At 71.8% G+C, this 25,945-nt stretch carries 22 protein-coding genes; 13 read left to right on the top strand and 9 right to left on the bottom strand.

The window, feature by feature from the left end; all coding sequences use genetic code 11:
• Positions 1 to 48 precede the first annotated feature (48 nt).
• From SCMU_RS05665 to SCMU_RS05635, 7 genes are all read left to right on the top strand, one after another.
• Positions 49 to 831, top strand: a complete 783-nt coding sequence (locus SCMU_RS05665) for an ABC transporter ATP-binding protein (RefSeq protein WP_229232056.1) — start codon at positions 49 to 51, stop codon at positions 829 to 831.
• A complete protein-coding gene (locus SCMU_RS05660; RefSeq protein WP_229232055.1) occupies positions 818 to 1,528 on the top strand; it encodes an ABC transporter ATP-binding protein in 711 nt (236 codons plus the stop codon). The genes SCMU_RS05665 and SCMU_RS05660 overlap by 14 nt, the downstream gene beginning before the upstream one ends.
• 5 nt (positions 1,529 to 1,533) lie before the next feature.
• On the top strand, positions 1,534 to 2,415 hold the full coding sequence (locus SCMU_RS05655) for a branched-chain amino acid ABC transporter permease (protein ID WP_229232054.1): 882 nt from the start codon (positions 1,534 to 1,536) through the stop codon (positions 2,413 to 2,415).
• Positions 2,415 to 3,560 carry a branched-chain amino acid ABC transporter permease gene (locus SCMU_RS05650; protein ID WP_229232053.1) on the top strand — a complete coding sequence of 382 codons (1,146 nt, stop codon included), beginning with the start codon at positions 2,415 to 2,417 and terminating at the stop codon, positions 3,558 to 3,560. Before SCMU_RS05655 ends, SCMU_RS05650 begins: the two co-directional genes overlap by 1 nt.
• On the top strand, positions 3,557 to 4,816 hold the full coding sequence (locus SCMU_RS05645) for an ABC transporter substrate-binding protein (RefSeq protein ID WP_229232052.1): 1,260 nt from the start codon (positions 3,557 to 3,559) through the stop codon (positions 4,814 to 4,816). The genes SCMU_RS05650 and SCMU_RS05645 overlap by 4 nt, the downstream gene beginning before the upstream one ends.
• A 112-nt stretch (positions 4,817 to 4,928) precedes the next feature.
• A complete protein-coding gene (locus SCMU_RS05640; RefSeq protein WP_229232051.1) occupies positions 4,929 to 5,615 on the top strand; it encodes a SigE family RNA polymerase sigma factor in 687 nt (228 codons plus the stop codon).
• Between the two features lie 13 nt (positions 5,616 to 5,628).
• A complete protein-coding gene (locus SCMU_RS05635) occupies positions 5,629 to 6,663 on the top strand; it encodes an Ig-like domain-containing protein (RefSeq protein WP_229232050.1) in 1,035 nt (344 codons plus the stop codon).
• On the opposite strand, the gene SCMU_RS05630 is transcribed toward SCMU_RS05635, so the two are convergent.
• Complete coding sequence (locus SCMU_RS05630) at positions 6,650 to 7,927, bottom strand: serine hydrolase domain-containing protein (protein WP_229232049.1); 1,278 nt, start codon at positions 7,925 to 7,927, stop codon at positions 6,650 to 6,652. The genes SCMU_RS05635 and SCMU_RS05630 overlap by 14 nt on opposite strands.
• Before the next feature lie 61 nt (positions 7,928 to 7,988).
• Between SCMU_RS05630 and SCMU_RS05625 the strand changes: the two genes are divergently transcribed.
• Positions 7,989 to 8,771, top strand: coding sequence for an ion channel (locus SCMU_RS05625; RefSeq protein ID WP_229232048.1), 783 nt, complete (start codon positions 7,989 to 7,991; stop codon positions 8,769 to 8,771).
• Positions 8,772 to 9,071: 300 nt separating this feature from the next.
• On the opposite strand, the gene SCMU_RS05620 is transcribed toward SCMU_RS05625, so the two are convergent.
• The 5 genes from SCMU_RS05620 to SCMU_RS05600 all read right to left on the bottom strand — a co-directional run bounded on the left by SCMU_RS05620 (position 9,072) and on the right by SCMU_RS05600 (position 14,485).
• On the bottom strand, positions 9,072 to 10,166 hold the full coding sequence (locus SCMU_RS05620) for an IS110 family RNA-guided transposase (RefSeq protein ID WP_229229519.1): 1,095 nt from the start codon (positions 10,164 to 10,166) through the stop codon (positions 9,072 to 9,074).
• A 120-nt stretch (positions 10,167 to 10,286) separates the two neighbouring features.
• Positions 10,287 to 11,220 (bottom strand): IS5 family transposase gene (locus SCMU_RS05615; protein WP_443020157.1). Its coding sequence is split into 2 segments (ribosomal slippage): positions 10,287 to 10,841 and positions 10,843 to 11,220, totalling 933 coding nucleotides; the frame shifts between segments, so codons are not numbered across the junction.
• Positions 11,221 to 11,266: 46 nt separating this feature from the next.
• Positions 11,267 to 12,796, bottom strand: coding sequence for a long-chain-fatty-acid--CoA ligase (locus SCMU_RS05610; RefSeq protein WP_229232047.1), 1,530 nt, complete (start codon positions 12,794 to 12,796; stop codon positions 11,267 to 11,269).
• A gap of 98 nt (positions 12,797 to 12,894) precedes the next feature.
• Entirely contained in the window at positions 12,895 to 13,647 is a 753-nt protein-coding gene (locus tag SCMU_RS05605) for a maleylpyruvate isomerase family mycothiol-dependent enzyme (RefSeq protein ID WP_229232046.1), read from the bottom strand.
• A 34-nt stretch (positions 13,648 to 13,681) separates the two neighbouring features.
• Positions 13,682 to 14,485, bottom strand: a complete 804-nt coding sequence (locus SCMU_RS05600) for an alpha/beta fold hydrolase (protein WP_229232045.1) — start codon at positions 14,483 to 14,485, stop codon at positions 13,682 to 13,684.
• A gap of 132 nt (positions 14,486 to 14,617) precedes the next feature.
• Between SCMU_RS05600 and SCMU_RS05595 the strand changes: the two genes are divergently transcribed.
• Both SCMU_RS05595 and SCMU_RS05590 read left to right on the top strand, forming a co-directional pair.
• The gene (locus tag SCMU_RS05595) at positions 14,618 to 17,323 is read left to right on the top strand and encodes a PD-(D/E)XK nuclease family protein (protein ID WP_229232044.1); all 2,706 of its coding nucleotides are present in this window, start codon (positions 14,618 to 14,620) and stop codon (positions 17,321 to 17,323) included.
• Positions 17,320 to 20,565 carry a UvrD-helicase domain-containing protein gene (locus SCMU_RS05590; protein ID WP_229232043.1) on the top strand — a complete coding sequence of 1,082 codons (3,246 nt, stop codon included), beginning with the start codon at positions 17,320 to 17,322 and terminating at the stop codon, positions 20,563 to 20,565. Before SCMU_RS05595 ends, SCMU_RS05590 begins: the two co-directional genes overlap by 4 nt.
• A gap of 525 nt (positions 20,566 to 21,090) precedes the next feature.
• Here the strand turns inward: SCMU_RS05590 and SCMU_RS05585 are convergent.
• Positions 21,091 to 21,513 (bottom strand): hypothetical protein, encoded by a 423-nt coding sequence (locus SCMU_RS05585; RefSeq protein ID WP_229232042.1) that lies wholly within the window; start codon positions 21,511 to 21,513, stop codon positions 21,091 to 21,093.
• Positions 21,514 to 21,804: 291 nt separating this feature from the next.
• Between SCMU_RS05585 and SCMU_RS05580 the strand changes: the two genes are divergently transcribed.
• The 3 genes from SCMU_RS05580 (at position 21,805) to SCMU_RS05570 (ending at position 24,178) form a co-directional block, all read left to right on the top strand.
• Complete coding sequence (locus tag SCMU_RS05580) at positions 21,805 to 22,074, top strand: hypothetical protein (protein WP_229232041.1); 270 nt, start codon at positions 21,805 to 21,807, stop codon at positions 22,072 to 22,074.
• The gene (locus SCMU_RS05575) at positions 22,071 to 22,307 is read left to right on the top strand and encodes a hypothetical protein (protein ID WP_229232040.1); all 237 of its coding nucleotides are present in this window, start codon (positions 22,071 to 22,073) and stop codon (positions 22,305 to 22,307) included. The genes SCMU_RS05580 and SCMU_RS05575 overlap by 4 nt, the downstream gene beginning before the upstream one ends.
• A gap of 110 nt (positions 22,308 to 22,417) precedes the next feature.
• Positions 22,418 to 24,178, top strand: a complete 1,761-nt coding sequence (locus tag SCMU_RS05570) for an MFS transporter (protein ID WP_371829636.1) — start codon at positions 22,418 to 22,420, stop codon at positions 24,176 to 24,178.
• Here SCMU_RS05570 and SCMU_RS05565 read toward each other — a convergent pair.
• Together SCMU_RS05565 and SCMU_RS05560 are read right to left on the bottom strand one after the other, a co-directional pair.
• Positions 24,175 to 24,333, bottom strand: coding sequence for a hypothetical protein (locus SCMU_RS05565; protein WP_229232039.1), 159 nt, complete (start codon positions 24,331 to 24,333; stop codon positions 24,175 to 24,177). The genes SCMU_RS05570 and SCMU_RS05565 overlap by 4 nt on opposite strands.
• Before the next feature lie 227 nt (positions 24,334 to 24,560).
• Positions 24,561 to 25,922 (bottom strand): wax ester/triacylglycerol synthase domain-containing protein, encoded by a 1,362-nt coding sequence (locus SCMU_RS05560; RefSeq protein ID WP_229232038.1) that lies wholly within the window; start codon positions 25,920 to 25,922, stop codon positions 24,561 to 24,563.
• Between the last annotated feature and the right edge of the window lie 23 nt (positions 25,923 to 25,945).

Genomic DNA, 25,945 nt, shown 5'->3' with positions numbered 1-25,945 from the left:
GGATCCGACCGCATCAGCCCTTGGCGCAGGTGACATGGGAGGTGCCGGATGGCCGCTCGCCTGAGCCTGAATGACGTCAACCTGCACTTCGGCGGCGTCAAGGTCCTCGAAGGCGTGAGCTTCGACGTCGAGCCGGGCGTCATCTTCGGGCTCGTGGGGCCCAACGGCGCTGGCAAGACGTCCCTCTTCAACTGCATCAGCGGCCACTACCGGCCCAGCTCGGGCTCGATCACGATCGACGGCACGGAGGTGGTGGGGCGCGCGCCGTCGCACCTCGCCCGCCTCGGGCTGGCCCGCACGTTCCAGCACCCCGCACTCCAGCTGCGCGCCACGGTCCTCGAGAACGTGCTGCTCGGCGGCCACATCCGGCTCCCCGGGGGGCCGGTCGAGTGGGCGCTCGGCCTCCCCCACACCGCGCGCGCCGAGCGCGCCATCCGCGCCGAGGCACTCGAGATGCTCGACGCCGCCGGGCTGGGCTGGGCGGCCAACCTCCCCGCCGACGAGCTCTCCCACGGGCTGCACAAGGGCATCGAGCTGTGGCGGGCCCTGCTGGCCAGGCCCTCGCTCCTACTGCTCGACGAGCCGGCCGCCGGCCTCTCCCACGCGGAGGTCACCCAGCTCATCGACACCGTCAGGAAGGTGCGCGAGGAGCAGGACATCACGGTCGTCATCGTCGAGCACCACATGGGCCTCATCTCCGCGCTCACCGACCGCGTGGTGGTCCTCGACCACGGGCGCAAGCTCATGGAGGGCACGGCGGCAGAGGCGCAGTCCGATCCGCGCGTGATCGAGGCGTACCTCGGGAAGGACGCCGCGGATGACGCTGCTTGATCTCGAGGGCGTCACGGCCTCCTACGGTCCCGTCCAGGTGCTCGACGGGGTCTCCCTGACCGTGCCCGAGGGCGGTGCCGTGGGCATCCTCGGCGCCAACGGGGCCGGAAAGACCACCACGCTGCGCGCCATCAGCGGCACCGTGCGCACGGGCGGGCGCATCCGATTCAACGGCCGGGACATCCGCGGGCTCCGGCCGGACAGGGTCGCCTCGCTCGGGATCGCGCACGTCCCCGAGGGGCGCGGGACGCTTGGGCAGCTCACCGTGCGCGAGAACCTGCGGGTCGGCGCGTACCTGCGCAAGGACCGCAAGCGGATCGGTGCGGACATCGACTACTGCCTCGACCTGTTCCCCCAGCTCCGGAACCGCATCGGCTCCCGCGCCGCCGCGCTCTCCGGGGGCGAGCAGCAGATGCTCGCCGTGGGCCGGGCGTTCATGGCCAAGCCCACCCTCCTCCTGCTCGACGAGGCGTCCCTCGGGCTCGCCCCGAGCACCGCGAAGACGGTGTACGAGGCCATCCGCCGGCTGCGCCTCGAATCCGGCATCGCAATGCTCGTGGTCGAGCAGAACGCGCTCCTCGCCTTCTCCCTCGTCGACACGGCCACCGTGCTCGAGACGGGGCGCAATGTCCTCACCGGTTCCTCGGCCGAGCTCAAGGGCATGGACGAGATCCGTCGAGCCTATCTGGGGGGATAAGACGCATGGAGACCGTGATCCAGCTCATCGTGGACGGCCTCTCGACGGGCTCGGTCTACGCCGCGCTCGCCCTCGCGATCGTGCTCGTCAACCAGGCCACTGGCCTGATCAACTTCGCCCAGGGCGGCCTCGCGGTGCTCTCGGCATACCTCGCCTTCGCGTTCGCGCAGGCCGGGGTGCCGCTCGTGCTCGCGGTGCTGATCGCCGTCGTGCTCTCCTTCGCGATCGGCGCGCTCGTCGAGCGGTTTCTCATCCGCCGGTTCGAGCGCGGCGACCCGGACACGGCCGTGGTCGTGACGATCGGCCTGCTCACGCTCGTGACCGGCATCGCCGCTGTCGCGTGGGGCTACAACAACCTCCAGTTCCCCTCGCTGTTCCCGCTCACGAGCGTCAACATCCTGGGTGCGGTGGTGAGCGTCCGCTCGCTCGCGACGACCGTGACGATCGTGGTCATCATGGTCCTGCTCCAGCTGATGTTCCTGCGCACCAAGCTCGGGCTCGCGCTGCGGGCCGTCGCCGACAATCCGGGCTCCGCCGCCCTCTCGGGCCTGCCGGTGGGCCGGCTGCTCATGGTCGGGTGGGGCCTGGCCGCCGCGCTCGGCGCGATCGCGGGCGCGCTCGTAGCGCCCCAGCTCACCCTCACGCCGGGGATGCTCGATTCCGCCCTCGTGTACGCCCTCGCCGCCGTGATCCTCGGCGGGCTGGACAGCCCGATCGGGGCCGTCACGGCGGCATGGGCGATCGGCGTGCTCGAGAACCTCGTCTCGGTATACGTGCCGCTGATCGGGCACGACCTCAAGATCGCCGTGCCGTTCGTGCTCATCTTCGTGATCCTGATCGTCCGTCCCCAAGGCCTGTTCGGGCGGAAGGTCGTGGTGCGCGTCTGATGGCCAAGGTCTCCACGTCCCCCAGCCCGCGCTCCCCCCGCACCCAGTCGCCCGCGCCCGCGAGGCGCTGGGTGAGGCTCGGCGCCGTCGTGCTCGTCGCCGTCGTGCTCGTCGTCGCCCCGCTGTTCCTGCCCGCGATCGCCAACCAGACGCTCGTGCGCATCGGCGTCTACGCCGTGGCCGTGCTCGGGCTGAACATCGTCATGGGCTACACCGGGCAGGTCAACCTCGGGCAGATCTTCTTCGTGGGCCTCGGAGCCTACGTCACCGCGCACGGAGTGACGCACGGCTGGAACATCGTGCTCTCCTTCGTGGCCGCGTGCCTCATCGCGGGCGCCGTCGGGCTCCTCGTGGCGCTCGCGGCGGCCCGCCTCGGCGGCCTCGCGATCGCGATGGTGACCATCGCGCTGCCCATCGTCGGCGTGCCCCTGGCCAAGCGCCTCGACACGTTCACGGGCGGCTCGCAGGGGACCTCGGCGATCTTCTCCAACGCGCCGGACTGGTCGGGGCTGTTCAACGACCAGTGGCAGTACTACATCATCCTGGTCGTGGCCGCGGCCGGCTTCCTCCTGGCCCGCAGGCTCGTGCGGGGCAAGTACGGGCGCGCGTTCGCCGTGGTGAAGGGAAACGAGGCGGTCGCCGCGTCCATGGGCGTGTCTCCGTATTGGACCAAGGTGCTCGCGTTCACGATCGCCTCGATCTACGGCGGCGCGAGCGGGTTCCTCTACCTCGCGGCCGTGCAGTACACCTCCCCCGAGACCCTCAGCTTCGGCCACTCGATCAGCCTTCTCGCCGCGATGGTGATCGGCGGGGCCGGCAGCATCGTGGGCTCGCTCATCGGCGGCGCGTACTACATCCTCGTGCCGCAGTGGACCAACGCGATCGACCCGAACTTCACCACGGTCAGTCAGGGCGTGATCCTCCTCGCCGTGCTGTTCCTCCTCCCGGACGGGCTCGTGAGCCTGCCGCGCGTGGTCCGACGGCTCGCGCGGCGCGGCTCGGCCCCTGCCCAACAGCACCCACCTACCCACCGCGCAGCGGGGTCCGCCCCGCCCCAGGCTCCCGCGCAGGCCCCGGACACGGCTGTGGCCGGGGAGACGGCGCCGGAGGCACCCGAAGAGACAGAGAGGCAGAATCGACCATGAACGTTAGGAAAGGGACCCGGGGGCTCCTCGGCGCCGTCGCCGTGGCGTCGGTCCTCGCGCTCTCGCTGGCAGGATGCCGCGGCAGCGCCGGCGGCGGGAGCGGGGGCACGGCGGCCGCGTCGCCGGGCATCACCGACACGACCATCACGCTCGGGATCACGACGCCGCTCAGCGGCGCCACCGCGGGCCCCGGAACCTGCACGGTGGCGGGCGCGAAGGCCTACTTCGGCGCAAAGAACGCCGAGGGCGGCATCAAGTTCGGCGACGGCAAGACCCGCAAGGTCGAGATCAAGACGTACGACGACGGCTACGATCCGCAGAAGTCGCTCGCGAACTTCCAGCAGATGGTCTCCGACGGCGTGTTCGCCGAGGGCATCGGCCTCGGGACGCCGACCAACAGGGCGTTCCGCGAGGCCGCGATCAGCCAGAAGGTGCCCCAGGTCCTCGTCATGACGGGCGACCCGCTGTTCAGCGACCAGAAGCAGAGCCCGTGGCAGCTCGGCCTCGTCCCGGCCTACCAGAACGAGGGAGCGGCGTTCGGCAAGCTCGTGGCGTCCTCCAGCGGGCAGCACAAGGTCGCGATCCTGTCCCAGAACGACGACTACGGCAAGGGCTACGTGTCCGGGTTCAAGGACGCCATCAAGGGCGCCTCGAACGTCACCGTGGTGGGCGAGCAGACCTACGAGGCCACGGACACCTCCGTGGACGCGCAGATCACCCAGCTCGCCGCGACGGGCGCGGACGTGTTCTTCAACGCGATGTCGATCACGCCGCTGACCATCGCGTCCCTGCAGAAGGCGCAGCAGATCGGCTGGAAGCCCAGCTGGTTCCTTCCCTCGAACACGTCCAGCCCCACGGCCATCCTCGCGCCGGGCAAGGCGGACGCGTACCCGGGCGTGTACTCGGTGGCCTTCTCGAAGGCGCCGCAGAGCCCGGAGTTCGCCACGAACGACGACGTGGTGAAGTTCCTTGCCGACCTCAAGCAGTACGGCAACTACCAGGACATGCCGGCGTTCCCGCACTGCATGTGGAGCTACATCGCGGGAGCCACGCTCGACCAGGCGTTCCAGCACATGACAGAGCCGACGCGGGACTCGTTCATGAAGGCGCTGCGGAACATCAAGGGCTACGCGGCCCCGCTCATGCTCCAGGGCACCGAGGTGGACACGACCGTGGACGGGCAGCCGGCCATCTCGAAGGTACTCGTGCAGAAATACAACGGGAAGGGCTACGCGACGGCCACCTCGTTCGGCTGATCCGCGGCCGGCCCTTCGGCGCGAAGCGGCGCTTGGGCTCGCGCAGCGGCACCACGTCTAGGTTGCTCCAGTCACGTGACTTAAACTGGGGTGCAACCGCAGAAGGTGCAGCATGTGCGAACTGCCCAAGCGCCGCTTCCTCGGCGCCGTCCGCCCCGCGCGCGTCATTGCCGCCGCGCTGGGCCTCGCTGCGATCGTGCTCGGGCTGTTCGTCCCGGCCCTCGTCTCGGCCGTGCCGATCGGCGCCGGAGCGCTCGCCCTCATCGCCGCCGTCGTCCCAGCGGTGCGTGACATCGAGCTCGGGCTTCCCGGGGACGTGAAGTTCTCCGCGGCGCTCTCCGGCAGGCAGCAGGACATCGCGAGCGTGTTCGAGCAGCAGCGCGGCGACCTCCAGCTGTGCGCGCAGCTGCTGTGCGGGGACCCGGAGAAGGCCAAGGCCCTCCTCGAGGCCGCCTGGGCGCGCACCGCGGAGGTGTGGCGCGGTCCCGTCACCCCGCAGCTGCGCCTGTTCACGCTCTGCACGCTCGTGCACCTGCTCGAGCGGCAGGACTTCTGGCAGGCGCCGGCGGGGCTTCCGGCCTCCCCCAGACCGGGCAGGCCCGGCAAGCCCAAGCGGCCCGCGACGCTCCTCGCGGCGCTGCCGGCCCCGGAGCGCGTCGCGATCGTGCTCCACGACTTCGCCTCGCTCACCGTCGCGGAGATCGCCGGGCTGACCGAGAGCACGACGGCGGTGGTCGCCGAACGCCTCGCACACGCCAACCAGACGGCGCAGTTGGCGCTCGGGAGCGGCCAGCCATGAACGGGGAACGGCGGTGAACGACGAGCTGCGCGAGCGCCTCTACCTCGAGGCCCGCGCCCTCGCAGAGCGGCACCCCGCGGACCTCGGCGCCGCGATGGACCGGGGGCAGTCCAGGGCCCGTGCCAGGGTCATCGCGCTGAGCGTCATCGCGACGGTGGCGATCCTCGCCGCGGCGACGGCGCTCGTCGTCGTCCGCCTGCTCGGGCTGGGCGGGCCCCAGAGGCCGTCGGCGAGCGTGATCGGGGTGACGGTGGTCGCCTCGGACACGAAGCTCGCGCCGGGGGCGCAGCTCCAGCTGGGGGCGACGGCCGCTCTGAGCGACGGAGGTGCCCGGAACCTGCACGAGGGCGTCGCGTGGTCCACCTCGGATCCGGGCGTCCTCACGGTCGACGGCGCGGGGCACGCGACCGGTGTCGCGGCGGGTTCCGCCTCGGTCACCGCGGTGTTCGGCGGGTTCTCGGGCTCGCTCGCGCTCGCCGTCGTGCCCGGCTACACGCCTACTCCTCGTCCGAGCGTGACGGTGCGCGAGCTGCGCGTGGACCCCGGGTCCACGAGCGTGCGCGCGGGCCTGACCACGACCTTCTCGGCACAGCTGATCCTGAGCGACGACTCGGCGGTCCCGCCGGGGCAGCTCACGTGGACCTCGTCGGACACCACCGTCGCGACCGTGAGCCCAAGCGGCGTCGTGACCGGCGTCGCGCCCGGCTCGGCGCTGCTGACCGCCAAGGGCAACGACTACTTCGGCACAACGTACGAGGGGTTCGCGCTCGTCACGGTGACGCCCCCGGAGGTGGTCCGGGTGGTCATCTCGCCCGCGGCCGTCCCGGTGCTCTCGGCCGGGGACAAGCGTGTGAAGCTCACCGCGACCGTGACCTACACGACCGGCGTGTCCGAGGCCGTGCAGGCCGTCTCGTGGTCGTCCGAGAACGGCGAGGTGGTGAGCATGGACGACGTCGGCAACGCCTACCCGCAGAAGTCCGGCACCTCGGCCATCAGGGCCAGCTACGGCGGCGTGACGAGCCAGCCGGTCACGATCACGGTCCGGTAGTGGCTGCCGAGGGGCCCGCGCTCGAGGGGCCCGCGCCCGCGGTGGCGTAGAGCTTGCCGAGCACGAGCTTCGCGAGTTCTGTGGCCGGGGCGCTGCCGTCCGGGAGCGGGGCCAGGTTCGCCCACGTCACGAGGGTGACCTTGTTCGCGGGGTCGTAGCCCATGAAGGAGTTGTAGCCGGGCAGCTCGCCGGTGTGCCCGTACATCGGGCCGAACTGGGCGATGTTCATCCCGTATCCGGAGGACGCGGAGAGCGGCTTGATGCTGTCCATCCGCGTCTTCTGCATGGCCGAGTCCAGCAGCTTGCCCGAGCCGAGCGCCTCGACCCACGTGGCGAGCTCGGGCGCGGTCGAGATGCCCGCGCCCGCGGCCCATCCCCAGGAAGGGTTCTGGTCGGTGTAGTCCAGCGGGGCGAGCGTGCCCGAGCGCGCGGCGGCGAACTGGTCGTCGGTGAGCTTGCTGGTGTCGATGGTCTCGACGAACGTCCCGTAGGAGTACCCACGCGAGTACGGGGCCGGGAGTGCGGACGACGTCAGCGCCGGCAGCCGGGTCTCCTTCAGCCCCAGAGGGCCGAAGAGCCGGTCCTGGAAGATCTGCTCGAGCGGCTTCCCGTCGAGCTTCTGGGCGATCACCCCGAGCAGGACGGTGTTCGTGTTCGAGTACTGGTAGTCGGTCCCCGGCGCGAACACGGCGGGGTGCGTGAACGCGGTCGCGAGCAGCTCCTGCGGCTGCCACGCGCGCTGGAGGTTCGCGTCCACGGCGGCATTCCACGCTGGATCGAACGTGTAGTTGTACAGGCCCGAGCGCATCTCGAGCAACTGCTCGATCGTGATCGAATCGCCGTTGGGCACGCCGTCCCAGTACTTCGACACCGGGTCGGTGAGGCCGATCTTCCCCTCCTGAGCGAGCTGGAGGATGACCGTGCCGGTCCATGTCTTGGTGTTGGAGCCGACGCGGACGTGGTCGTCGACGGTGACTGGCGTCGGTCCGCCGCGCTCGCGCGTGCCGTACGCGATGGTCAGGTCGGGCTTCCCGGGCCGCTTGAGGACCAGCACAGCGCCGGGCACCTGCATCTCCTTCGCGGAGGCGGTGAACGCGGCACGGAGGTCGTCGTCGCTCACCTGTGCCAGAGCGGGGGCGGACGACGGCGCGGACGCGGCGGGCGCCGTCGTCGTGCCTTGCGTCGGTGCTGCGGCAGGAGCGCAGCCGGACAGTACCAGCGCGGCCAGCGGAAGTGCGGTGAGGGCAGGGGGGATCGAACGCATGGTGCCTCCTTCCGGCCCCTCTCCCCACCGCTCACCCTACCCCCGGCGGTACGCTTCCAGCATGACCCAGGAACGCTGGCGACAGCTGACCGAGTGGCCCACGCTCGCGGCGGCCCTCGTGTTCCTCGCGGCGTACTCGGTGCAGGTCATCGGGAACCTGTCCCCGGCCGAGTCCGTGTGGGCCGAGGGCATCCTGTGGGCGTCCTGGGCCGTGTTCGTCGTGGACTACGCGGGCCAGCTGTGGCTCGCGCCCCGGCGGGGGCGGTGGTTCGTGCGCAACCTGCACGAGCTGGCGATCCTCGCGCTCCCCGCGCTGCGGCCGCTGCGCCTCGTCACGTTCCTGCGGGTCGTGCACAACAAGGCGGGCAACGCCCTGCGCGGCCGACTGGTCATCTACGTGATCGCCGCCGCCGCGACGCTCATGTACTGCGGAGCGCTCACGGTGGAGGACGTCGAGCAGAACGTGCCGGGTTCGAACATCCGCGGCTTCGGGGACGCGATCTGGTGGGCGCTCGAGACCATCACGACCGTGGGCTACGGCGACCACTACCCCGTGACCGTGATCGGCCGACTCGTCGCAGCGGCGCTCATGGTCTCCGGCATCGCGGTCCTCGGTGTGGTCACCGCCTCCATCGCGGCGTGGCTCGTGGAGACGATGACCTCGCAGGCGGCGGCGGAGATGGAGGCGGGCGTCGAGGCGGTCGAGGCCGAGATCGAGGATGTCGAGGCCGAGGTCGAGGCCATCGATCAGACGCTCGAGGCGAAGGTCCAGGCCTTGACCGAACGGGTCGAACGGCTCACGGCTGCGCTCGAGGCCGAGCGGGCCGACCGCCAGAACAGCTGATATGGAGTGAGCTGCTGTCAAGTGGGCAGGGTGAGGCGCCGCCGGGAGGAGGTCCCGGCGGCGCCTCTGTGCTTCGCTGGAGGGGGTGGTCGGCGAGCGTGTCGTTGGCGACGCGCGGTCAGGCTGATATGCGCGGATTGGCTACCGCAGGACGGTGGTTCGGCTGGAGTCGGTCCGCGTGTCTAGGAGCGAACGTGGGCCCCCCTCTGGGGTGCCTGTTCATAGCTGTGCCGCGGGTGGCTCCACGCGCTGCCGCCGACCTCTGTGGGATCCGGCGAAGCGGTCTGTGGGCGGCGGGGGTCAGTCGTCGTCCATGACTGCCAGCGACCAGCACCACCCGGCCAGCTCGCGGGCGATTGCGACGTTGGCCACGGTGGGGCGCTTGCGCCGCTCGAGGAAGCCCACCCACCTCTCGTGCAGGCGCCGGTTGCCCTCATCGCCGCGCACGCGGGCCGCGGCCGGGGCCAGGTCCCATCGGTCGCGCATGGTCTTGCCGGCCACATACCGGGCCCGGTGGTGCCAGGCGGCCTCCACCAGGAGCCTGCGGACGTGGGCGTTCCCGGTCTTGGTGATCGGCCCCTGCGCCCGGGAGGCGCCGGAGGAGTGCTCCGAGGGCGTCAGGCCGACGAAGGAACCGATCGTGGCCCCAGTGAACCGGCGCCAGTCCCCGATCTCCACCGCGAGGGCGAACCCCGTCAGGGTACTGACCCCGCGCAGGCAGCCCAGCCGGTGCACGAGCGGGGCGAACTCGCTGACGGCGGCGAGCTGCCCGATCGCGGCATCGAGCCGGTCGCGGCGGGCCCTGACCGTCAGCACCGCCTCGTAGTCGGAGTCGAACGCCATCCTGGTCGCCGGGGACAACAGCTGAGGAAGTGCCTCCTTCCGAAGCCAGACGTCGTGGGCCCCCGTCCAGGCGTCCCCGCCGTCATAGACAATCCCATACCGCAGGAGCAGCTTGGAGAGCCGGTGCCGGGCCCGCATCAGGTCCCCGCGGCAGTCCTCCCTCGCCCGCACCAGATCCCGGGCGGACTCCTGCGCCACGGTCGGGACCGCGACCGGGGTGACCTCGTCCAGGCGCAGCAGCCTGGCCAGATGCACCGCGTCCCGGGAATCGGTCTTGACCCGGTCCCCCGACGGGCGCTGCAGCCTGGACGGGGCGGCGACCACGCACCTGACTCCCTGTGAGGTCAAGGCCCTCGAAAGTCCGAATCCCGTCGGGCCGGCCTCGTAGACCACGGCGATCGGGCCCGGCAGGCCGGCGAGCCATCCGCTGATGGCCTCCTGGGACGGGGCAAGCCTGGTCTGCACCAGCTCGCCGGTCACCCCGTCGATCGCCGCCGCCGCGACCGAACGGGCGTGCACATCCAGACCAACACTCGTACGCTCAATGAACACCGGGGCCTCCCCACGCATGTCGGATAGGCCGGGCAGGGGACTCTGTCCGGTAACCCACGAATCTGCGCGAGAGAGGCCCCGGCCCGCAACCACCCACACAAGGCGGTCACTCCATACCGTCTAGGGCGTGTCTCCTAATAGGGTTGCCCAGATGAGGGCGGCGTGGAGGACTGCGCCGGCGCGGTAGGTGATCGCGAGTTTGTCGTAGCGGGTGGCGATGCCGCGCCACTGCTTCACGAGCGCGAATGATCGTTCGACGACGTTGCGGTCCTTGTAGGCGTCGGCGTCGAAGCCGGGCGGCCTGCCGCCCTTGCTGCCCTTGCGTTTGCGGGACGTGATCTGGTCGCTCTTTTCCGGGATCACCGCCCGGATGCCGCGGGCGCGGAGCATGCGCCGGTTCACACCGGACCCGTACGCCTTGTCCGCCAGGACCGCGGCCGGGCGTGTGCGTGGACGTCCGCCGCCGGCCCGGGGGACCCGGATGTCGTCGAGGACCCGCTTGAGCATCGCCCCGTCGTTGCGCTGTCCGCCGGTGACGACGATCGCGAGCGGGAGCCCGTTGCCATCGACGGCGTGATGGATCTTCGTCGTCAGGCCGCCACGGGAGCGGCCGATGCCGTGACCGGCGGGCTCAGCTTCCTCAAGCGGCAGATTCTTGTGATTCGACACGGCCCCCTGTGTCCTGGTCGGGGCGGGTGGTGTTCGTCGCGTGCTGGTGCGCACGCGCGATCGTCGCGTCCACGGACACGTCCCAGTCGATCAGCCCCGCCGCATCCGCCTGGGAGAGCAGCACGTGCAGCACCCGGTCCCAGGTCCCGTCTCCGGCGTAGCGGCGGTGCCGCTTCCAGACCGTCTGCCAGGGCCCGAACTCTTCCCGCGGCACGTCCCGCCACGGCGTCGAGGTGCGGAACCGGTAGATGATCCCATCGACAATGCGGCGATCGTCACCGAACGGGTGACCACGCCGTCCAGCGTTCGAGGGCAGCAACGGCCCGATCAACGCCCACTGCGCATCCGTCAACCGGCGATTACGAGAGTCCACAACAGATACCACCCACCCACAATCTCGCGTCAATCACGAGGCATATGGGAGACACGCCCTAGAGCGTCTGGGAGGCCGGCGGCGCCGGCGCGGCCGGGGATGGCGAGCCCGCGCGCAGCTCGCGCTTGAGGATCTTGCCGGTGGGGCCCTTGGGCAGCTGGTCCACGATCCGCACCTCGCGCGGGTACTTGTATGCGGCCACCTGCGACTTGACGAAGTCCCGCAGCTCCTCCGCGGTGGCGGCGCCCGGGCTCGCGAGGGCGACGACGGCGGCCACCTCCTCGCCGAGCTCGGCGTGCGGGACACCGATCACCGCAGCCTCGGCCACGGCCGGGTGCTCGTAGAGGACCTCCTCGACCTCCCGCGGATACACGTTGTAGCCGCCGCGGATGATGAGGTCCTTCTTGCGGTCCACGATGCTGAAGCAGCCGTCCTCGTCGATCCGCCCCATGTCCCCGGTGAGGAACCATCCGTCGCGGATCGCCTCGGCCGTGGCGTCGGGCCTCTTCCAGTACCCCTTCATGATGTTGTGGCCGCGCACGGCGATCTCGCCGACCTCGCCGCTGGGGACCTCCTCCCCGTCGAGGCCGACGACCCGCACCTCGACCCCCTCCACGGCCGTGCCGATCGAGCCCGGCTTGCGGACGCGGTCGGGGTGGTTGAACGCGGCGACGGGGGAGGTCTCGGACAGCCCGTAGCCCTCGAGGATGATGCACCCGAACTCGTCCTCGAAGCGGTGCAGGACCTCGACCGGCAGGGCCGCCCCGCCGGAGATGCACACGCGCAGCGAGGACGTGTCGTAGCGGCGGTGGTCGGGGACGCCGAGGAGCGCGCTGTACATCGTGGGGACGCCGGCGAACACCGTGACGCGCTGGGCGGCGATGGCCTCGAGCGCCTCCTGTGCGCCGAATCGTGGCAGGAGCGCGATCGTGGCGCCGGCCATGATGGTCGTGTTCAGCGCGCACGTCTGCCCGAAGGTGTGGAACAGCGGAAGGCCGCCGAACACGACGTCGTCCGGCGTCAGGGTCAGGAGCGTGCGGACGGTCAGGTCCGCGTTGCGGACCAGGTTCGCGTGGGTGAGCTCGGCGCCCTTGGGCCGGCCGGTCGTGCCCGAGGTGTAGAGGATCACCGCGGTGTCCCCCTCCTTGCGCTCGACGACCTGCTCGAGCGGCCCCTCCTCGCCGAGCGCCGCCACGAACGCACCGGGGTCGACGACGGTCACCCGGGCACCGCTTGCGGCCGCCCCGGCGTGGGCCACCTCCGCCACGGTCGACGCCGCGAACAGCACGCCCGGCCCCGAGTCCGCGAGGTAGTAGGCGACCTCGCGCTCCTTGAGCAGCGGGTTCATGGGCACCACGATCGCCCCCGCCCGCAGCGCCCCGTAGTACACGGCAGCGAACTCCGGGACGTTGGGGAGCATGACGGCGACTCGGTCGCCCGGCACGGTGCCGCCCCGGACGAGGGCCCCAGCGACGCGGGCGCTCGCCGCGTCCAGATCCGCGTAGGTCCAGGTCTCATCGCCGCACACGATCGCGGCATCCGCGCCGAAGCGGGCGGCACTGGAGGTGAGGTGGTGGGCAAGGTTCACGGGTGCTCCCTGAAGCAGGTTACTGTGGCGTAGGCCACATCGATTGAACCCTGAAACCGAGTCTCAGGTCAACCGGTATCCAGTTTCACCCTTTCCGGTCAGGGAGTGAGCTTCGCCGCTCGGATCGTCTCCGCGAGCGGAGGGAGGATCCCCGGGAGGGGGCGTCGGTTCCACAGGCCGAGGTAGATCTCGGCCGCCGGGCCCCTTACCGTCCCGAGCGGCGTCGAGGCGTCGGGCGTGTCTCCGACTGCGGGCGAGACGATGCCGGTGTCCGCGGCGCCGCGGCGGGTCACCTCGAAGCGCACGACGCCGGGCAGTCCCCTCGTGCGCCCGAGCCGCACCTGGCGCGGGTAGAAGCCGAACAGGACCTCGCGGATGCCGTCGAGGGCGAGGTCCTCGTCGAGGTGCCACTGGTCGCCGTACCGGAACGCGTTGAGGAGATCGAAGAGGTGGATGGCGGTCTCGTGGAGCTGGCGCCGGGCCCAGAAGGCCGCGACCCGGTCGCCCCACATGGTCCAGGCGGGCGCCTCGGGGCCGGCGGCCCGCAGCCCGTCGACCAGGCGCTCGGCGCTCGCGCGGTACCACTGGACGAGGTCCTGGCCGGGCGGCCGCGGGGTCTCGCGCGGGGCGTGCTCCGCGTGCAGGGCGTCGGTGGCCCAGCGGTGGATTCCCGCGAGGTGGTCCACGAGGTCGCCGATCCGCCAGCCCTTGCACGTCGGGACGGGCTGGCCGAGTCTGGCCTCGTCGACGACCTCCTCCGCCACCTCGGCGAAGAAGTGGGTCATGGACTCGATGCGGTCCACCGCTGCGGCGAAGTCGGCGGGCGCTGCGGCGATCTGGTTCTCCGGCACACCACGAGAGTAGCCCCGGGGGCCGGGTTGGAGGTCAGGCCCGCAGCAGGAACTCGCGGACCGCGTCGGCGAACACGGCGGCGTCGACGTTGTGCATCTGGCCCTCGAGGATGCCCGTCTGGGCGCCCGGGATCGCCTCGGCCACCGCCTTGGCGGCTGCGGGCAGGAAGTCAGGGCTCGCCCCGCCCGCGAGGACGAGCGTCGGCGCCGTGATCCGGCCGAAGACGTCTGCGGGGACCACGCCGTCGTTGCCCATCGCGGCGTTGTCGTAGGCCAGGGTGGGCGCGATCCGGACGCCGGCGGCCCAGAATGGCGACTGGCGCGTGCCGTCGATGGCCTCGTCCGGCAGGCCGACGTAGCGAAGGAACGTGGTCAGGGCCCCGTCGAGGTCCCCCGCGCCGAGCCTGGCGTTGAGCGTCTCGGTGTAGTCCTTCGCCCGGGCCAGGCCGGCCTCGTCGGTCATGAACGGCGGCTCCCACATCACGAGCGCGCGCGCCGGCAGGGCGGCCGCGGCGCGTGCGGCGAGCGCGGCACCCGAGGAGAAGCCCACGACGGCGGCCGCTCCCGCGCCGTCGTGCGCCGAGTCCCCCGCGGCGGCCTCCAGCAGGGCGGCGATGTCCTCGATCTCGCGCTCGGGGGCAAACGGCAGGGTGTCCGTGCTGTCGCCGCGGCCGCGGCGGTCGTAGTTGTACACGGTGAAGGTCTCGGCGAGGGCCTCGGCGATCTGGGCGTCCGCGCTCCGGTCCGCGGTGGCGCCGGAGACGAGGATGAGCGGGGCGCCGGAGCCGAGGCGGTCGTAGGCGATGGTGGTTCCGTCAGCGGAGGTGACATGTTCCATGGGCCTACGCTACGCCTTCACGGCGCGGCGGCTGGGGACCGGGCCGCGCGGCCGGCGACGAGACGCCACCGAGGAATGTCGGAGGGGTTGGCTAGGGTGAAGGGACGCAGGGGGATCGAGCGAGGGGTAACGATGATCGTCGAGTTCGGGTGGTTCCTGGACCGTGCGCCGTGGGCGTACGCCGCGCCGGGGCTCAACCGCGTGCGGGTGGGGCGGAAGAACCTCATCGGCCTCCTGCAGACGCGCCTCGGCCTGACGCGGCCCGACGTGCCGAACGCCGAGCGCGTGAGCCAGTACCTCGCGCGGCTCGAGCACCTCGATGCGCCGGACGCGTGGTTCCATCGCTCGCTCGAGGCGGACCCGTGGTCCACCGCGCATGAGCTGCTCGCCGCGCGGGACGACGCCGTCGCGAACGGCTGGGACGGCACGCTCCCGGAGCCCGGCCCGGGCGCGGACGGCAGGCATCGCGCGCACGACGGCGCCGCCTCGCCGCTGCTGCGGACCCTCGCCGCGGCCGAGCGCGCCGGGAGAGGGGGCGGGTTCCCGTTGGCCCCGTCGCTCGCGGACGACGTCCCGGAGCTCCTTGCCGAACTCGAGTCTTCTCCCCTGCCGCTCGGCATCGACGAGCTCATCCTTCAGCACCCCGAGTCGACGTTCCCGGCGGTGTGGCGCCGCATGATCGCGGCGCTTCGGGCCCGGGGCGTGGGGGTCAGGGAGACGCCGGAGCCCGCGGGGGCCCCGGAGCTCACCGTCCTGGCCGCCGAGACGGAGTGGGAGGCCGCCGAGCACGTCGCGCGGTGGCTCGCCGCCGACGAGAACTCGCGCACCGCCGTCGTGAGCTCGGACGCGACCGCGGTGCTGGACCAGTACCTCACCTCGCTGTGCCTGCCTCGCCTGGGGGTGGGCGCACGCTCGGCCTGGCGGGCCCAGGACCAGCTCATCCCGCTGTTATTCGAGCCCGTGTGGGAGCCGGCCAACGTGCACCTTCTGGCAGAGTTCCTCACGCTCCCCGACTCGCCGGTCAAGCGTGCGGCGGCCAGGCACCTGCTCCGCGCCCTCAGCCGCGCCCCGGGGACGCGGGGACCGGCGTGGGACTGGGCCATCCGGGAGATCCGCGAGGACGAGCGGCTGGGCCCGGAGCTCGCCGCGGACCTCGACAGGCTCTTCAGCACGCAGCTCCTGTCCGAGGAGCGCCGGCCCAGCGGCGCCCAGGTCATCGAGGCGGCGCGGTGGTTCGCCGCGGCGCTCAACGCGCGGGCCGGGGTCGTGCCCCGCCTGCAGGGCACGGCCGCGCAGCTCAAGCGGGTGCTCGCGCTCGTGGCGCCGCTGCGGCACGTCTCGCGGCGCGACCTGCGGCGGATCGTCGGCTCGGTCGTGGGCCCGAGCACGGAGCCGATCATCCCCGCCGAGGCTGCGCCGTGGCTGCGGCTCAACCACCTCGTGGAACTCGGCGAGGACGTCGAGGACGCGGTCTGGTGGGGCTTCCAGTCCGCGTCAGCGCCCGCCGCGCGACGGTGGGACGCGCACGACGCCGCGACGCTCGCCCGCGTGGGGGTCGAGCTGCCGACGCCACAGGACCTCACGGCCCTTGCCGTACGGGAGACCCTCGCCGCGGCCGGACGCTGCCGCAGGCTCGTGCTTGTGCAGATCGCCCAGCGGGACGGCGAGCGCGTCGACTCGAACCCGCTGCTCGAGTCGCTCGTCGAACGGTACGCCGGCGGTCACCCTGGGGCGGGCGCGGCGCTCGGCGAGCGGATCGCGGCGGTGACCAGGGCGCCGTCGTGCCTCACCGATCACGACGGCGTGTGGCGGCTCGCCGGGCGGACCGCACGGCTCGAGCGGGCCGAGGCCCGGCGGCCCGGAAGGCCGGACCCCGTGCAGGAGGTCGGCGCCAACACCGCGATGGCGCCGGAGAGCCTCTCGTTCACGCAGCTCGAGGTGCTGCTCGGCTGCTCGATGCGCTGGGCGCTCGAGCGCAAGGGGCGGCTCCGCGTGCCCGACGCGGCGGACATCCCCGAGGGCGCGAGGATGATCGGCAGCCTCGCGCACAAGGTCGTCGAGGTGCTGCACGGCCTGCTCCGGGCCGAGCACCGTGCCGTGCCGGAGGACCGGGAGGTCGCGAACGTGCTCGGGGAGCTCCTCCCCCAGATGGCCTCCGAGCTGCTCCTGCCGGGCCAGAAGGCGCGGCGGCTCACCGTCGTGGCGGCCATCACCGAGGCCGCGCACGGGTTCTTCCGCGGCCTCGAAAGGGCCGGCATCGCGCTGCAGGACGTCGAGAAGGCGTTCGTCAAGGAGCTCAAGCTCGTCACGGAGGAAGGGGTCCTCGCGATCCCGGTGCAGGGCGCGGCCGACGCGGTGGGGATCGACACCGAGGGCCGCACGGTCGTGGTGGACCTCAAGTGGTACAACTCGGCGAAGTTCCTGCGGCAGCGGATCCAGGACGGGCGAGCGCTGCAGCTGGCCCTGTACCAGTGGGCGCTGCACGACGGCGAGGATGTCCCGCCCGACGATCCGACGGCGTACTACCTGCTCAAGCAGCACGCGTTCGCGTCGGCCCACGAGCACTTCGGGGCGCGGATCCCGCGGGCCGAGCCGCCCGCGCAGCTGTGGGGCCGGGCCATGCGTTCCGCGGAGTTCACGGTCGAGCAGGTCCTCGCCGGACGGGTCACGGCGACCAAGCCGGTCGAGGACGACTTCGCGGCCCAGGCTGAGGCCTCCGGCGGGTCGCCGGGGACGATCGAGGAGGTCGAGACCGCGTCGGGCAGGCTCTACGTCGAACCGGGGTGCCGGTTCTGCCATTTCGGGGCCCTGTGCGGGCTGAAGGGGGACTACTCATGAGCGCGCGCCCAGACGGCCTGACGAACGTCACGATGGTCTCCGCGAGCGCCGGGACGGGCAAGACGTACACGCTCACGAGCAAGATCGTGGACGAGATCCGCCGCGGCACCCCGCCCGAGAAGGTCATGGCCACGACGTTCACCAAGAAGGCCGCGGGGGAGCTGCGCGAGCGGATCGCGGCGCGGCTGCTCGAGTCCGGTGAGGGCCTCGCCGCGCAGCAGCTCGGGGCAAGCCTCATCGGCACCGTCAACAGCGTGTGCGGCCAGCTCCTCTCCGAGTACGCGATCGACGCGGGCCTCTCCCCGGCCCTTGAGGTCATCGGCGAGGACCAGCTCCCGGCGATGTTCCGGCTCGCCACGGACGAGATCCGCGCCGAGCACGCCGAGGTCCTCACTCCGATCTCTGTGCGCATGGGCACGCACCCGGACCTCGCGCCGGGGTACACGGTGGAGTCGTGGGAGGACACGCTCCAGCGGATCGTGAACCTCGCCCGGACCAACCAGCTGGACGCGAACGCCGTGCGCGCCTGTGCGGACGCCTCGTGGGCCGGGTTCCGCGGCTTCCTCGACGATCCCGGCGAGGACCACCGCGCCGAGTGGTTCCGGGAGCTGCACGCGCTGCGGGCCGAACTGGACCAGACCGTCGCCCGCGGCGAGCACTCCGACGGGTCCAAGGCCAACCTCGGGACGAAGGCATTCCAGGAGCAGTACCCGAAGGTCCTGGACAGGATCGCCAAAGCGCAGGACGTCGAGACCACCCCGTGGGAGGTGTGGCGGGGATTCCTTGGCTCCGGCGCGCCGGCCCCGCTGAAGAAGATCTTCGGGCCGCTGCGCGAGCGCATCCACGCCGAGCTGCTCTCCAATCCGGCGCTCCACGCCGACCTCGAGGGGTACGTGCGCGGACTGTTCCGCTGCGCCGCTGCCTGCCTCGACGCGTACGAGGCGTTCAAGCGGGACAACGCCCTCATGGACTTCGTGGACCAGGAGGCGAAGGTCCTCGAGCTCGCCCGGCACAACGAGGCGTTCCGCGAGTCCTTCCGCGGACGGATCGACGTGCTCGTCGTGGACGAGTTCCAGGACACCAGCCCCCTGCAGCTCGCGCTGTTCCTCGAGCTCGGCGCCCTCGTGCAGCGGGTCGTGTGGGTGGGCGATCCCAAGCAGGCCATCTACGAGTTCCGCGGCACCGACCCGGAACTCATGGAGGCCGTCATGGCCCGGGTCCCCGCGGAGAGGCGCGAGCAGCTCTCGTGCACGTGGCGGTCCCGGCAGGCGCCCGTGGACCTCTCGAACGCCGTGTTCGAGCGGGTCTTCACCCAGAACGCGGACGGGCACCGCATGAGCGAGGAGTCCGTGCACCTCGCGCTGCCCGAGTCGAAGGCCGCGGAGTATGCGGGGGATCCCGGCGGGGTCGAGGCGTGGTCGCGGGCACAGGGCAACGCGGCGGACCGGCTGCGGGCCACCGCCGCCGGGGTCAGGGACCTGCTCGAGCGTGGGCCCACCGTCGGCGGCCGGCCGCTTCGGCCCTGCGACATCGCCGTACTGACCCGGACCAATGCCGAGGTCAAGGCCGTCGCCGAGGCCCTCGATGACCTCGGCCTGCGCGCGAGCCTCAATCCCCGCGCGCTCGGCGGGGCCCGCGAGGTGCAGCTGACGCGGGCCGGGATGGCGTACGTGGCCGATCGGCACGACACGGTGGCCCTCGCGGAGTTGGTCGCCCTCCACCCGGACCACCCCTCCCACGGGACGTGGCAGCGGGAGCTGCTCGGCGCCGTCGTGCGCCGGGAGGATGAACGCATGCCCGGACCGGACGGAACACCCGGCGAGGTGGTCGCGGGCCCCCGGCTCGTGCACGACGCGTGGCGGGCCGCGCCGCTCGTCGCCGCGCTGGACGAGCTGCGCGCGCAGGCCGTGGCGGCGACGCCCACCGAGGTGCTCGAGGCCGTGACGGGGGCGCTGGGGCTGCCGCGCCTGATCGCGGGGTGGTCGGCGCCGGAGCGCAGGCTGCGGAACCTGGACGCGTTCCGGGGCGCGGTCGAGCTGTACTACGAGCGATGCCGGGCGCTGCGGGAGCCGGCCACGCTGCGCGGGTTCCTCGCGTTCTTCGGCTCGGACGAGCACGACTCGGCGGAGAACGCCGGGCCGGACGTGGTCAACGTGCTCACGTACCACAAGGCGAAGGGCCTCGAGTGGCCGGTGGTGGTCATGGAGAGCCTGGACAAGGAGACGAGGGCTCGGCCGTTCGGCGCCGGGGTCGAGACGACGCGGGCCCTGGACCTCGCAGACCCGCTCGCCGGGCGCTGGATCCGGCTGTGGCCGAGCCCGTTCCCGTACGGCGGGTCCCCGCTCGATGCGCAGGCTCAGGGCTCGGACGCGGCGGCGCGGTTCCTCGCGCGGGAGCAGCGCAACCAGGCGCGGCTCATGTACGTGGGGATGACCCGCGCCGCGCACACCACCGTGCTCACGGCGAAGAACGGCTCACCGAGCATGGTCAACGACCTCGGGGTCGAGGGGCTTGTCGCGTTCAAGCCCGGGACGGACGCGGTGGTCGTGGGTCGGGAGGCCACGATCCCCGCGCGCGTCGTGGCGCTCGAGCCGGCGGAGGCAGGGCCGTCCGACGGCGAGTGGGAACCCCGGTGGGTCGACGCACCCGGGTGGGAGGGCGCCGTCGTGCGCAAGCCCGCACGGCTCAAGGCGAGCGAGGCCCTCTCGGCGGGGCAGGACGCCGACGTCCGCGACATCGCGACCCTCGGCGCGCCCCTCGCCTCCCACGGCTCGGAGGACTGGGGCGCCGTCGGGTCGGCGGTGCACGCGTACCTGGGCACCGAGTTCCGGATGCTCGACGACGCCGGCCGGGCCCGCCTCGCCGAGCGGCTGGTGGAGCGGTGGGGCGTGGGCCGGACCGTCCAAGCGTCGCTGCTGACCGCCGCGGGCGAGCGGTTCGAATCCTGGCTGGACGGCGAGTTCCCGGGCTGGGCGCGGCACCGCGAGGCCGCGATCGGCTGGCGGCCCGAGGGGCAGGCGATGGAGGGCTGGATCGACCTCCTGCTCGAGGGGCCGGACGGCTTCGTGCTCGTGGACCACAAGACGTACCCGGGCAGCGACCCCGTGGGCCACATCCGCGCGCATTACCTGGGCCAGATGGCGGCATACCGATCGGCGATCGAGGCCGCGACCGGCAAGCCCGTCCTGCGGATCCTCATGCACCTGCCAGCGCTGGGGAAGGTGCTCGAGGTGGCAGACTGAGAGCCGCTCGCTCAACATACAACCACGGCGTTTCCGACGGCCGCGCTTCGCACCCGCGCCCGCCAGCAGATTTCGTGGGGTTTCATGAGTCGGTGCGCCAGAGACGAAGCACCCCAACAAGATCGACCAGGAGAAGACGGACAAGTACGACAGGGTCTCCGCCGCGGCGTTCCTGCCCGCCGCCTGACGTCACGGACGCCGAGCTCCGGTCGGCCGCCGCCGTATTCGTTGACGCGACGAGCCCGAAGGTTGGCGTGGTCGTCGCATGCTGGTTCGAGCGCGAGGCCGGTGTCCTCCTGGGCCTCGGGCTCGGGCTGCGGCGCGACACTCCCGGATCAACCATCCTGATCAGCCCGCCGGTTCCGGAGCGTGATCTCTCGGCTCGTGACGCACAACGGCGCACCGTCGCCGCAGAGGCGACTACGCGACGTCGTGCGTCATCGGCGAGCGCTCACGCATCAGATCGCGTTTGATGCGTGAGCGCTGCCTGGCAACACCTTTCGCGGATACGCCCACAGCCGGGCCCTACGCGTCTGCTGTGTGGTCGCGGAGCCTGGAGATCGGCGGCCCGCCGTACCGGTACTGGTCGAGGTCCTTGCCGTCGGTGACGACGGTACGCGCGGGAACGTCGGCGAAGACGATCGGCCAGTCGTTGGCGGCATCGTCGTCGCGCATCGCGTGCTGGCGCGCGTAGTCCTTGGAGAGCGTGACCCAGTCCCCGGTGTTGATCTGGCCGAGCCCTGGGGGGAGCGCCCGATAGATGCGCACCTGCGCCTCGGGCGCGTCCCGCACCTTCCGCAGCTGCCGTCTGGTCTCCTCATCGCACTCGCCGTACCCGTGGTCGCGGGGGTGGTTGAAGGCGTCCTCGCCCATGAGCTCGGCTAGATCGGGGATGGTCAACGTCCATTCCCCGCTCGGTGGCGCGACAGGCAGAATGGCGTAGGGCATTCTGCCACGGTACTGCACACCTGCCCGCGGCCGCGCCGCCGGTGTCATTCGAGGTCGCTGTAGAGGATACTGGCACATACGGCCGTTGGCCGTCCGCGGCGTCCGGCTCTCCGCGCGACCTCCTCAAACTCACCTGAGAATGACGTCACCGGCCAAGGCTGCATCCTCTCGAGCCTCACGATGGGATGCCACGGCATGGAAGAGCAAGACCGCCGAATGTACCGCCATATGATTGCGGGCGCCGCCTCGGGCCTCCCGACCGGATCCAACCTCTGTTTGGCCGTCCTGCGAATGGGCGGTTGGACCGAGAGCGGCTGGTGGGAGGCCGTGATCTGCCGCCCGGATGACGTGGACGACCTGATGTCCGGTGCCCTCGTTGACGGGACGCACCTGACCTTCGACGACAGGGCCAACTTGGTCGTCTGGCTCGCGTCCATCGGCGCCACGCCCGCCGAGCCCATTCCCGCGCGCTGGGAGGACCTCGCCGGCTTCACGTGCGTGGTCGCGCTGCAGCGCGACCACGACCCGCAGCTTCAGCTCCCGGAGGAACGCAGACCATGAACGAACTTGAGGCGTCCCTCGTGGTGCGCGCCGGGGCGGAGCTACTCAAGACCGCGTCCGCCGACCCCCGTTCGAATGAGGGGTACGACTCCGTGAAGGCAAACATCTCAGCCGCACTGGACTGCATCGCGGATGCGCTGCAGAACTTCGAGGGGGCCTCCCAGAAGCCGGATCGATCGAAGGGGTGGCTGGAGGATCTCCGGCGGGTGGCCGACGACCTCGCCGGCAAGTAGGTAAGACCGCCGCTGGACACCGCCGCACGGTCCCCCCGCCCCCACCAGGCGTAGGGTAGTTCGTAGACGCAACCAACTCGCACCCGCTTCGCAGCAGTTGGGAGAGTCGCATGGGTCTGAACACCCTGACCTCGTACCGGGCCCGGCGCGCGGCGCACGCCGAGCGGGATCTCGCGAGCCCGCACTACAAATGGATCGTCCTGTCGAATACGACGCTCGGCGTGCTCATGGCCACGATCAACTCCTCGATCCTGCTCATCGCGCTGCCGGACATCTTCCGCGGGATCGGCATCAACCCGCTCGAGCCGTCCAACACGAGCCTGCTGCTGTGGGTCATCATGGGCTACCTCGTGGTCACGGCGGTGCTCGTGGTGAGCTTCGGCCGGCTCGGGGACATGTATGGGCGCGTGAAGATGTACAATTGGGGATTTGCGATCTTCACCGTCTTCTCGGTACTCCTCTCCGTCACCTGGCTGTCCGGCACGGCTGGGGCGCTGTGGCTCATCGCCATGCGGATCCTCCAGGGCGTGGGCGGGGCGCTGCTCATGGCGAACTCGAGCGCCATCATCACGGACGCGTTCCCGGTGAACCAGCGCGGACTGGCCCTGGGCCTGAACCAGGTGGCCGGCATCGCGGGCTCGTTCCTGGGCCTCATCCTCGGCGGGCTGCTCGGCCCGATCGACTGGCGGCTCGTGTTCCTCGTCTCCGTGCCCGTGGGCCTGTTCGGGACCGTCTGGGCGTCGCTGCGCCTGCACGAGATCGGAACCCGGCCGCGGTCGCGGATGGACTGGTGGGGGAACCTCACGTTCGCGGTGGGGCTCATTGCGGTGCTCGTGGGCATCACGTACGGGATCCAGCCGTACGGCGGCAGCCCGATGGGCTGGGCCAATCCGGCGGTGCTCGCGGCGCTGCTCGGCGGCGTCGCGGTCCTGGCGGTGTTCTGCGTGATCGAGCGGCGCGTGGCGGAGCCGATGTTCGGGCTGGACCTGTTCCGCATCCGCGCGTTCTCGGCCGGGAACCTCGCGAGCCTCCTGTCCGGGCTGGGCCGCGGCGGCCTCATGTTCATCCTCATCATCTGGCTGCAGGGGATCTGGCTCCCGCGGCACGGGTACAGCTTCGAGTCGACCCCGCTGTGGGCGGGCATCTACATGCTGCCGCTGACCGTCGGCTTCCTCGTCGCGGGGCCGACGTCGGGCTGGCTCTCCGACCGCTTCGGCGCCCGGCTCCTCGCCACGGGCGGAATGGTCGTGGCGGCCGCGAGCTTCCTGTGGCTGCTCGCCCTGCCGGTGGACTTCGACTACTGGGTGTTCGCGCTCGCGCTCCTGGCCAACGGGATCGGCATGGGCCTGTTCGCCGCGCCGAACCGGGCCGGGATCATGAACAGCCTGCCCCCGGGCCAGCGCGGCGTCGGCGCGGGCATGAGCACCACGTTCCAGAACTCGTCCATGGTGCTCTCCATCGGCATCTTCTTCTCGCTGATGATCACGGGCCTGGCCGGCTCGCTCCCCCACACGCTGAGCGCCGGGCTCATGGCGCAGGGCGTCCCGGAGGCCGCGGCGGACCGGGTCGCGGCACTGCCGCCGGTCGGGGTCCTGTTCGCCTCGCTGCTGGGCTACAACCCGGTGCAGTCGCTCCTCGGGCCCCAGGTCCTCGGCTCGCTCCCGGCGGCGAACGTCCAGTACCTCACCGGCCGGGCGTTCTTCCCCTCGCTCATCTCGGGGCCATTCTCGGACGGTCTCGCGGTGGCCTTCGGGTTCGCGGTGGCCGCGTGCCTCATCGCGGCGGTCGCCTCGGCGCTGCGCGGCGAGCGGTACGTGCACGACGACGGCGGGTCGCCGGGCGGTGCCCGCTCGGCTGACCGAGGCGCCTAGGCACCAAAGCGGTACCATCGACCGCGACCATCAACGTCCGGATTCCCGCCGATCTCGACCAGCGGCTCGAGGCCGTTGCCGCAGCACAGCATGCCTCGAAGAGCGCCCTCCCGCTCCAGGGCGCGCTGCTCGTCATCCAACGGTTCGGATTCCATGTGAAGGACGCCGGACTCCTTGGCTCGGCACTCGCGCGGCCGGCAACGACCGTCGGCGGCCGCGACGCCTACGGGACCCTGCGCCTCAAGGCTGCTGCGCTTCTCGAGTCGGTAGCCCGGAACCACCCGCTCATCGACGGCCGGGCGGCTTCACATCGGGGCAGGCGCCGCGGTCATCTCCAAGCACCCCGTGGCCCGCAGGTAGCGCGAAACGCGCCGGAGGGGTGTCACGCCGTGAGCCTGTCCAGCTCCTCGACCAGCAGCCGCGTCAGCTCGTCCTGCTCTGGCACGATCTCTGGGTCGGCCACGACCGCAACGACGAGGCTCCCCGCGTAGGAGAGGACCGTGAAGCACACCCCGACGTTGCCCGGCGTCATGGTGAACGGCACGATCCCGGCAATGCGGTGCCCGGCGAGCGAGAGCGGCTCGGCAGGCCCGCGCATGTTGGACAGGAACGTGTTCACGAGCCGCTGCCGGTCGATGAACCGCTGGAAGATCCCGGCCCGCGCCAGCGCGCGGAACACCACGCCCAGGGGCCCAGCCGAGGTTCCGCGAGGCGCGCCGGCACGCGCGGCCGTCTGCGCGGCCACGCGCGCTAGGCGCACCTCCGGGTCCGGGTCGCTGGGCACCTCGACGGGCACGACGCCGTTCTGGTTGCCCAGGCGCGCCGCTCCCCCGTCCGCTCCGGTACCGCGCCGCGACGTGATCGGCACGGACACGACGAGCGGCCCAGGCGATTCGCCGCGGGCCCGCAGCGCTGAGGCGATCGCCCCGCAGACTGCTACAAGGATGAGGTCGTTCAGGGTGCAGCCGAGGGCGTGGGCCCGGTCGAGGAGCGGCCGCAGCGGGACGGTGACCTCGGTAACCCGGCGGGTGCCGCCCGTGGGCCGGTTGAACGAGGTCTGCGCGGCCCGGATCCGCAGGCCGCGGGCGATCGCCAGCTCGCGCAGGCCCCGAGCGGCGCCCTTGAGTGCGCGCGGGAGGCCCGCAAGCTCGGCAGCGCGTTCGCGCCACGCGTCAGCGAGGAGCGTGAGCCCGCTCGGCGGCGGCTGCGGGAACGCCGGTGGCTGCGAGGTGGGCGGCTCGGGCGAGCCGACCGCTTGTGGTGACGGGCCGCCGTCGTGCGCTGCGGAGTGCTCGGGGCGCTGGTCGGCGAGCGCTGCGAGGACGGCGAGGCCGCCCAGCCCGTCGGCCATGGCGTGGTGCGCGACGAACACGAGCGCCGCGGGACCGCCGGAGGCGCTGCGCACCCAGCGTGCGGCCCACGGCGGCCGGTCGGTGGGGAGCCGGCGGCACGCGAGGTCGGCGGCGAAGCGCAGGACCGCGTCCCGCCCGCCGTCGATGACGGCCGCCTCCAGGTGGCGGTCGAGGCTGAACGACGGGTCGTCGGCCCAGAGCGGGCGCCCGCACCCCCAGGGCGCGGGGGTGAGCCGCTGGCGCAGGCGGGGCACCCGCGGGATCCGCCCGGCGAGGGCCGCGGAGACCTCGGCGAACTCGGGCGCGTCGGCGCCGAACTCGAGGACGGCCGCCATGTGCATGGGCACGGGGCCGCGGTCCGTGGCGAGCAGGGTGAGGTCGTTGCTGCTCACGCGCTCCATGGGTCCACGGTACG

It is taken from the genome of Sinomonas cyclohexanicum, from assembly GCF_020886775.1.
GTDB lineage: Bacteria > Actinomycetota > Actinomycetes > Actinomycetales > Micrococcaceae > Sinomonas > Sinomonas cyclohexanicum.
This window is presented reverse-complemented; position numbering and strand designations above follow the sequence as displayed.

Bases quoted from the DNA above. Each gene is read 5' to 3' on its own strand.
- SCMU_RS05570 (WP_371829636.1), top strand. From the start codon at position 22,418: ATGGGTCTGAACACCCTGACCTCGTACCGGGCCCGGCGCGCGGCGCAC.
- SCMU_RS05565 (WP_229232039.1), bottom strand. From the start codon at position 24,333: ATGGAATCCGAACCGTTGGATGACGAGCAGCGCGCCCTGGAGCGGGAG.
- SCMU_RS05655 (WP_229232054.1), top strand. From the start codon at position 1,534: ATGGAGACCGTGATCCAGCTCATCGTGGACGGCCTCTCGACGGGCTCG.
- SCMU_RS05590 (WP_229232043.1), top strand. From the start codon at position 17,320: ATGAGCGCGCGCCCAGACGGCCTGACGAACGTCACGATGGTCTCCGCG.
- SCMU_RS05640 (WP_229232051.1), top strand. From the start codon at position 4,929: ATGTGCGAACTGCCCAAGCGCCGCTTCCTCGGCGCCGTCCGCCCCGCG.
- SCMU_RS05585 (WP_229232042.1), bottom strand. From the start codon at position 21,513: ATGCCCTACGCCATTCTGCCTGTCGCGCCACCGAGCGGGGAATGGACG.
- SCMU_RS05630 (WP_229232049.1), bottom strand. From the start codon at position 7,927: ATGCGTTCGATCCCCCCTGCCCTCACCGCACTTCCGCTGGCCGCGCTG.
- SCMU_RS05625 (WP_229232048.1), top strand. From the start codon at position 7,989: ATGACCCAGGAACGCTGGCGACAGCTGACCGAGTGGCCCACGCTCGCG.
- SCMU_RS05660 (WP_229232055.1), top strand. From the start codon at position 818: ATGACGCTGCTTGATCTCGAGGGCGTCACGGCCTCCTACGGTCCCGTC.
- SCMU_RS05665 (WP_229232056.1), top strand. From the start codon at position 49: ATGGCCGCTCGCCTGAGCCTGAATGACGTCAACCTGCACTTCGGCGGC.
- SCMU_RS05575 (WP_229232040.1), top strand. From the start codon at position 22,071: ATGAACGAACTTGAGGCGTCCCTCGTGGTGCGCGCCGGGGCGGAGCTA.
- SCMU_RS05650 (WP_229232053.1), top strand. From the start codon at position 2,415: ATGGCCAAGGTCTCCACGTCCCCCAGCCCGCGCTCCCCCCGCACCCAG.
- SCMU_RS05645 (WP_229232052.1), top strand. From the start codon at position 3,557: ATGAACGTTAGGAAAGGGACCCGGGGGCTCCTCGGCGCCGTCGCCGTG.
- SCMU_RS05600 (WP_229232045.1), bottom strand. From the start codon at position 14,485: ATGGAACATGTCACCTCCGCTGACGGAACCACCATCGCCTACGACCGC.
- SCMU_RS05595 (WP_229232044.1), top strand. From the start codon at position 14,618: ATGATCGTCGAGTTCGGGTGGTTCCTGGACCGTGCGCCGTGGGCGTAC.
- SCMU_RS05580 (WP_229232041.1), top strand. From the start codon at position 21,805: ATGGGCGGTTGGACCGAGAGCGGCTGGTGGGAGGCCGTGATCTGCCGC.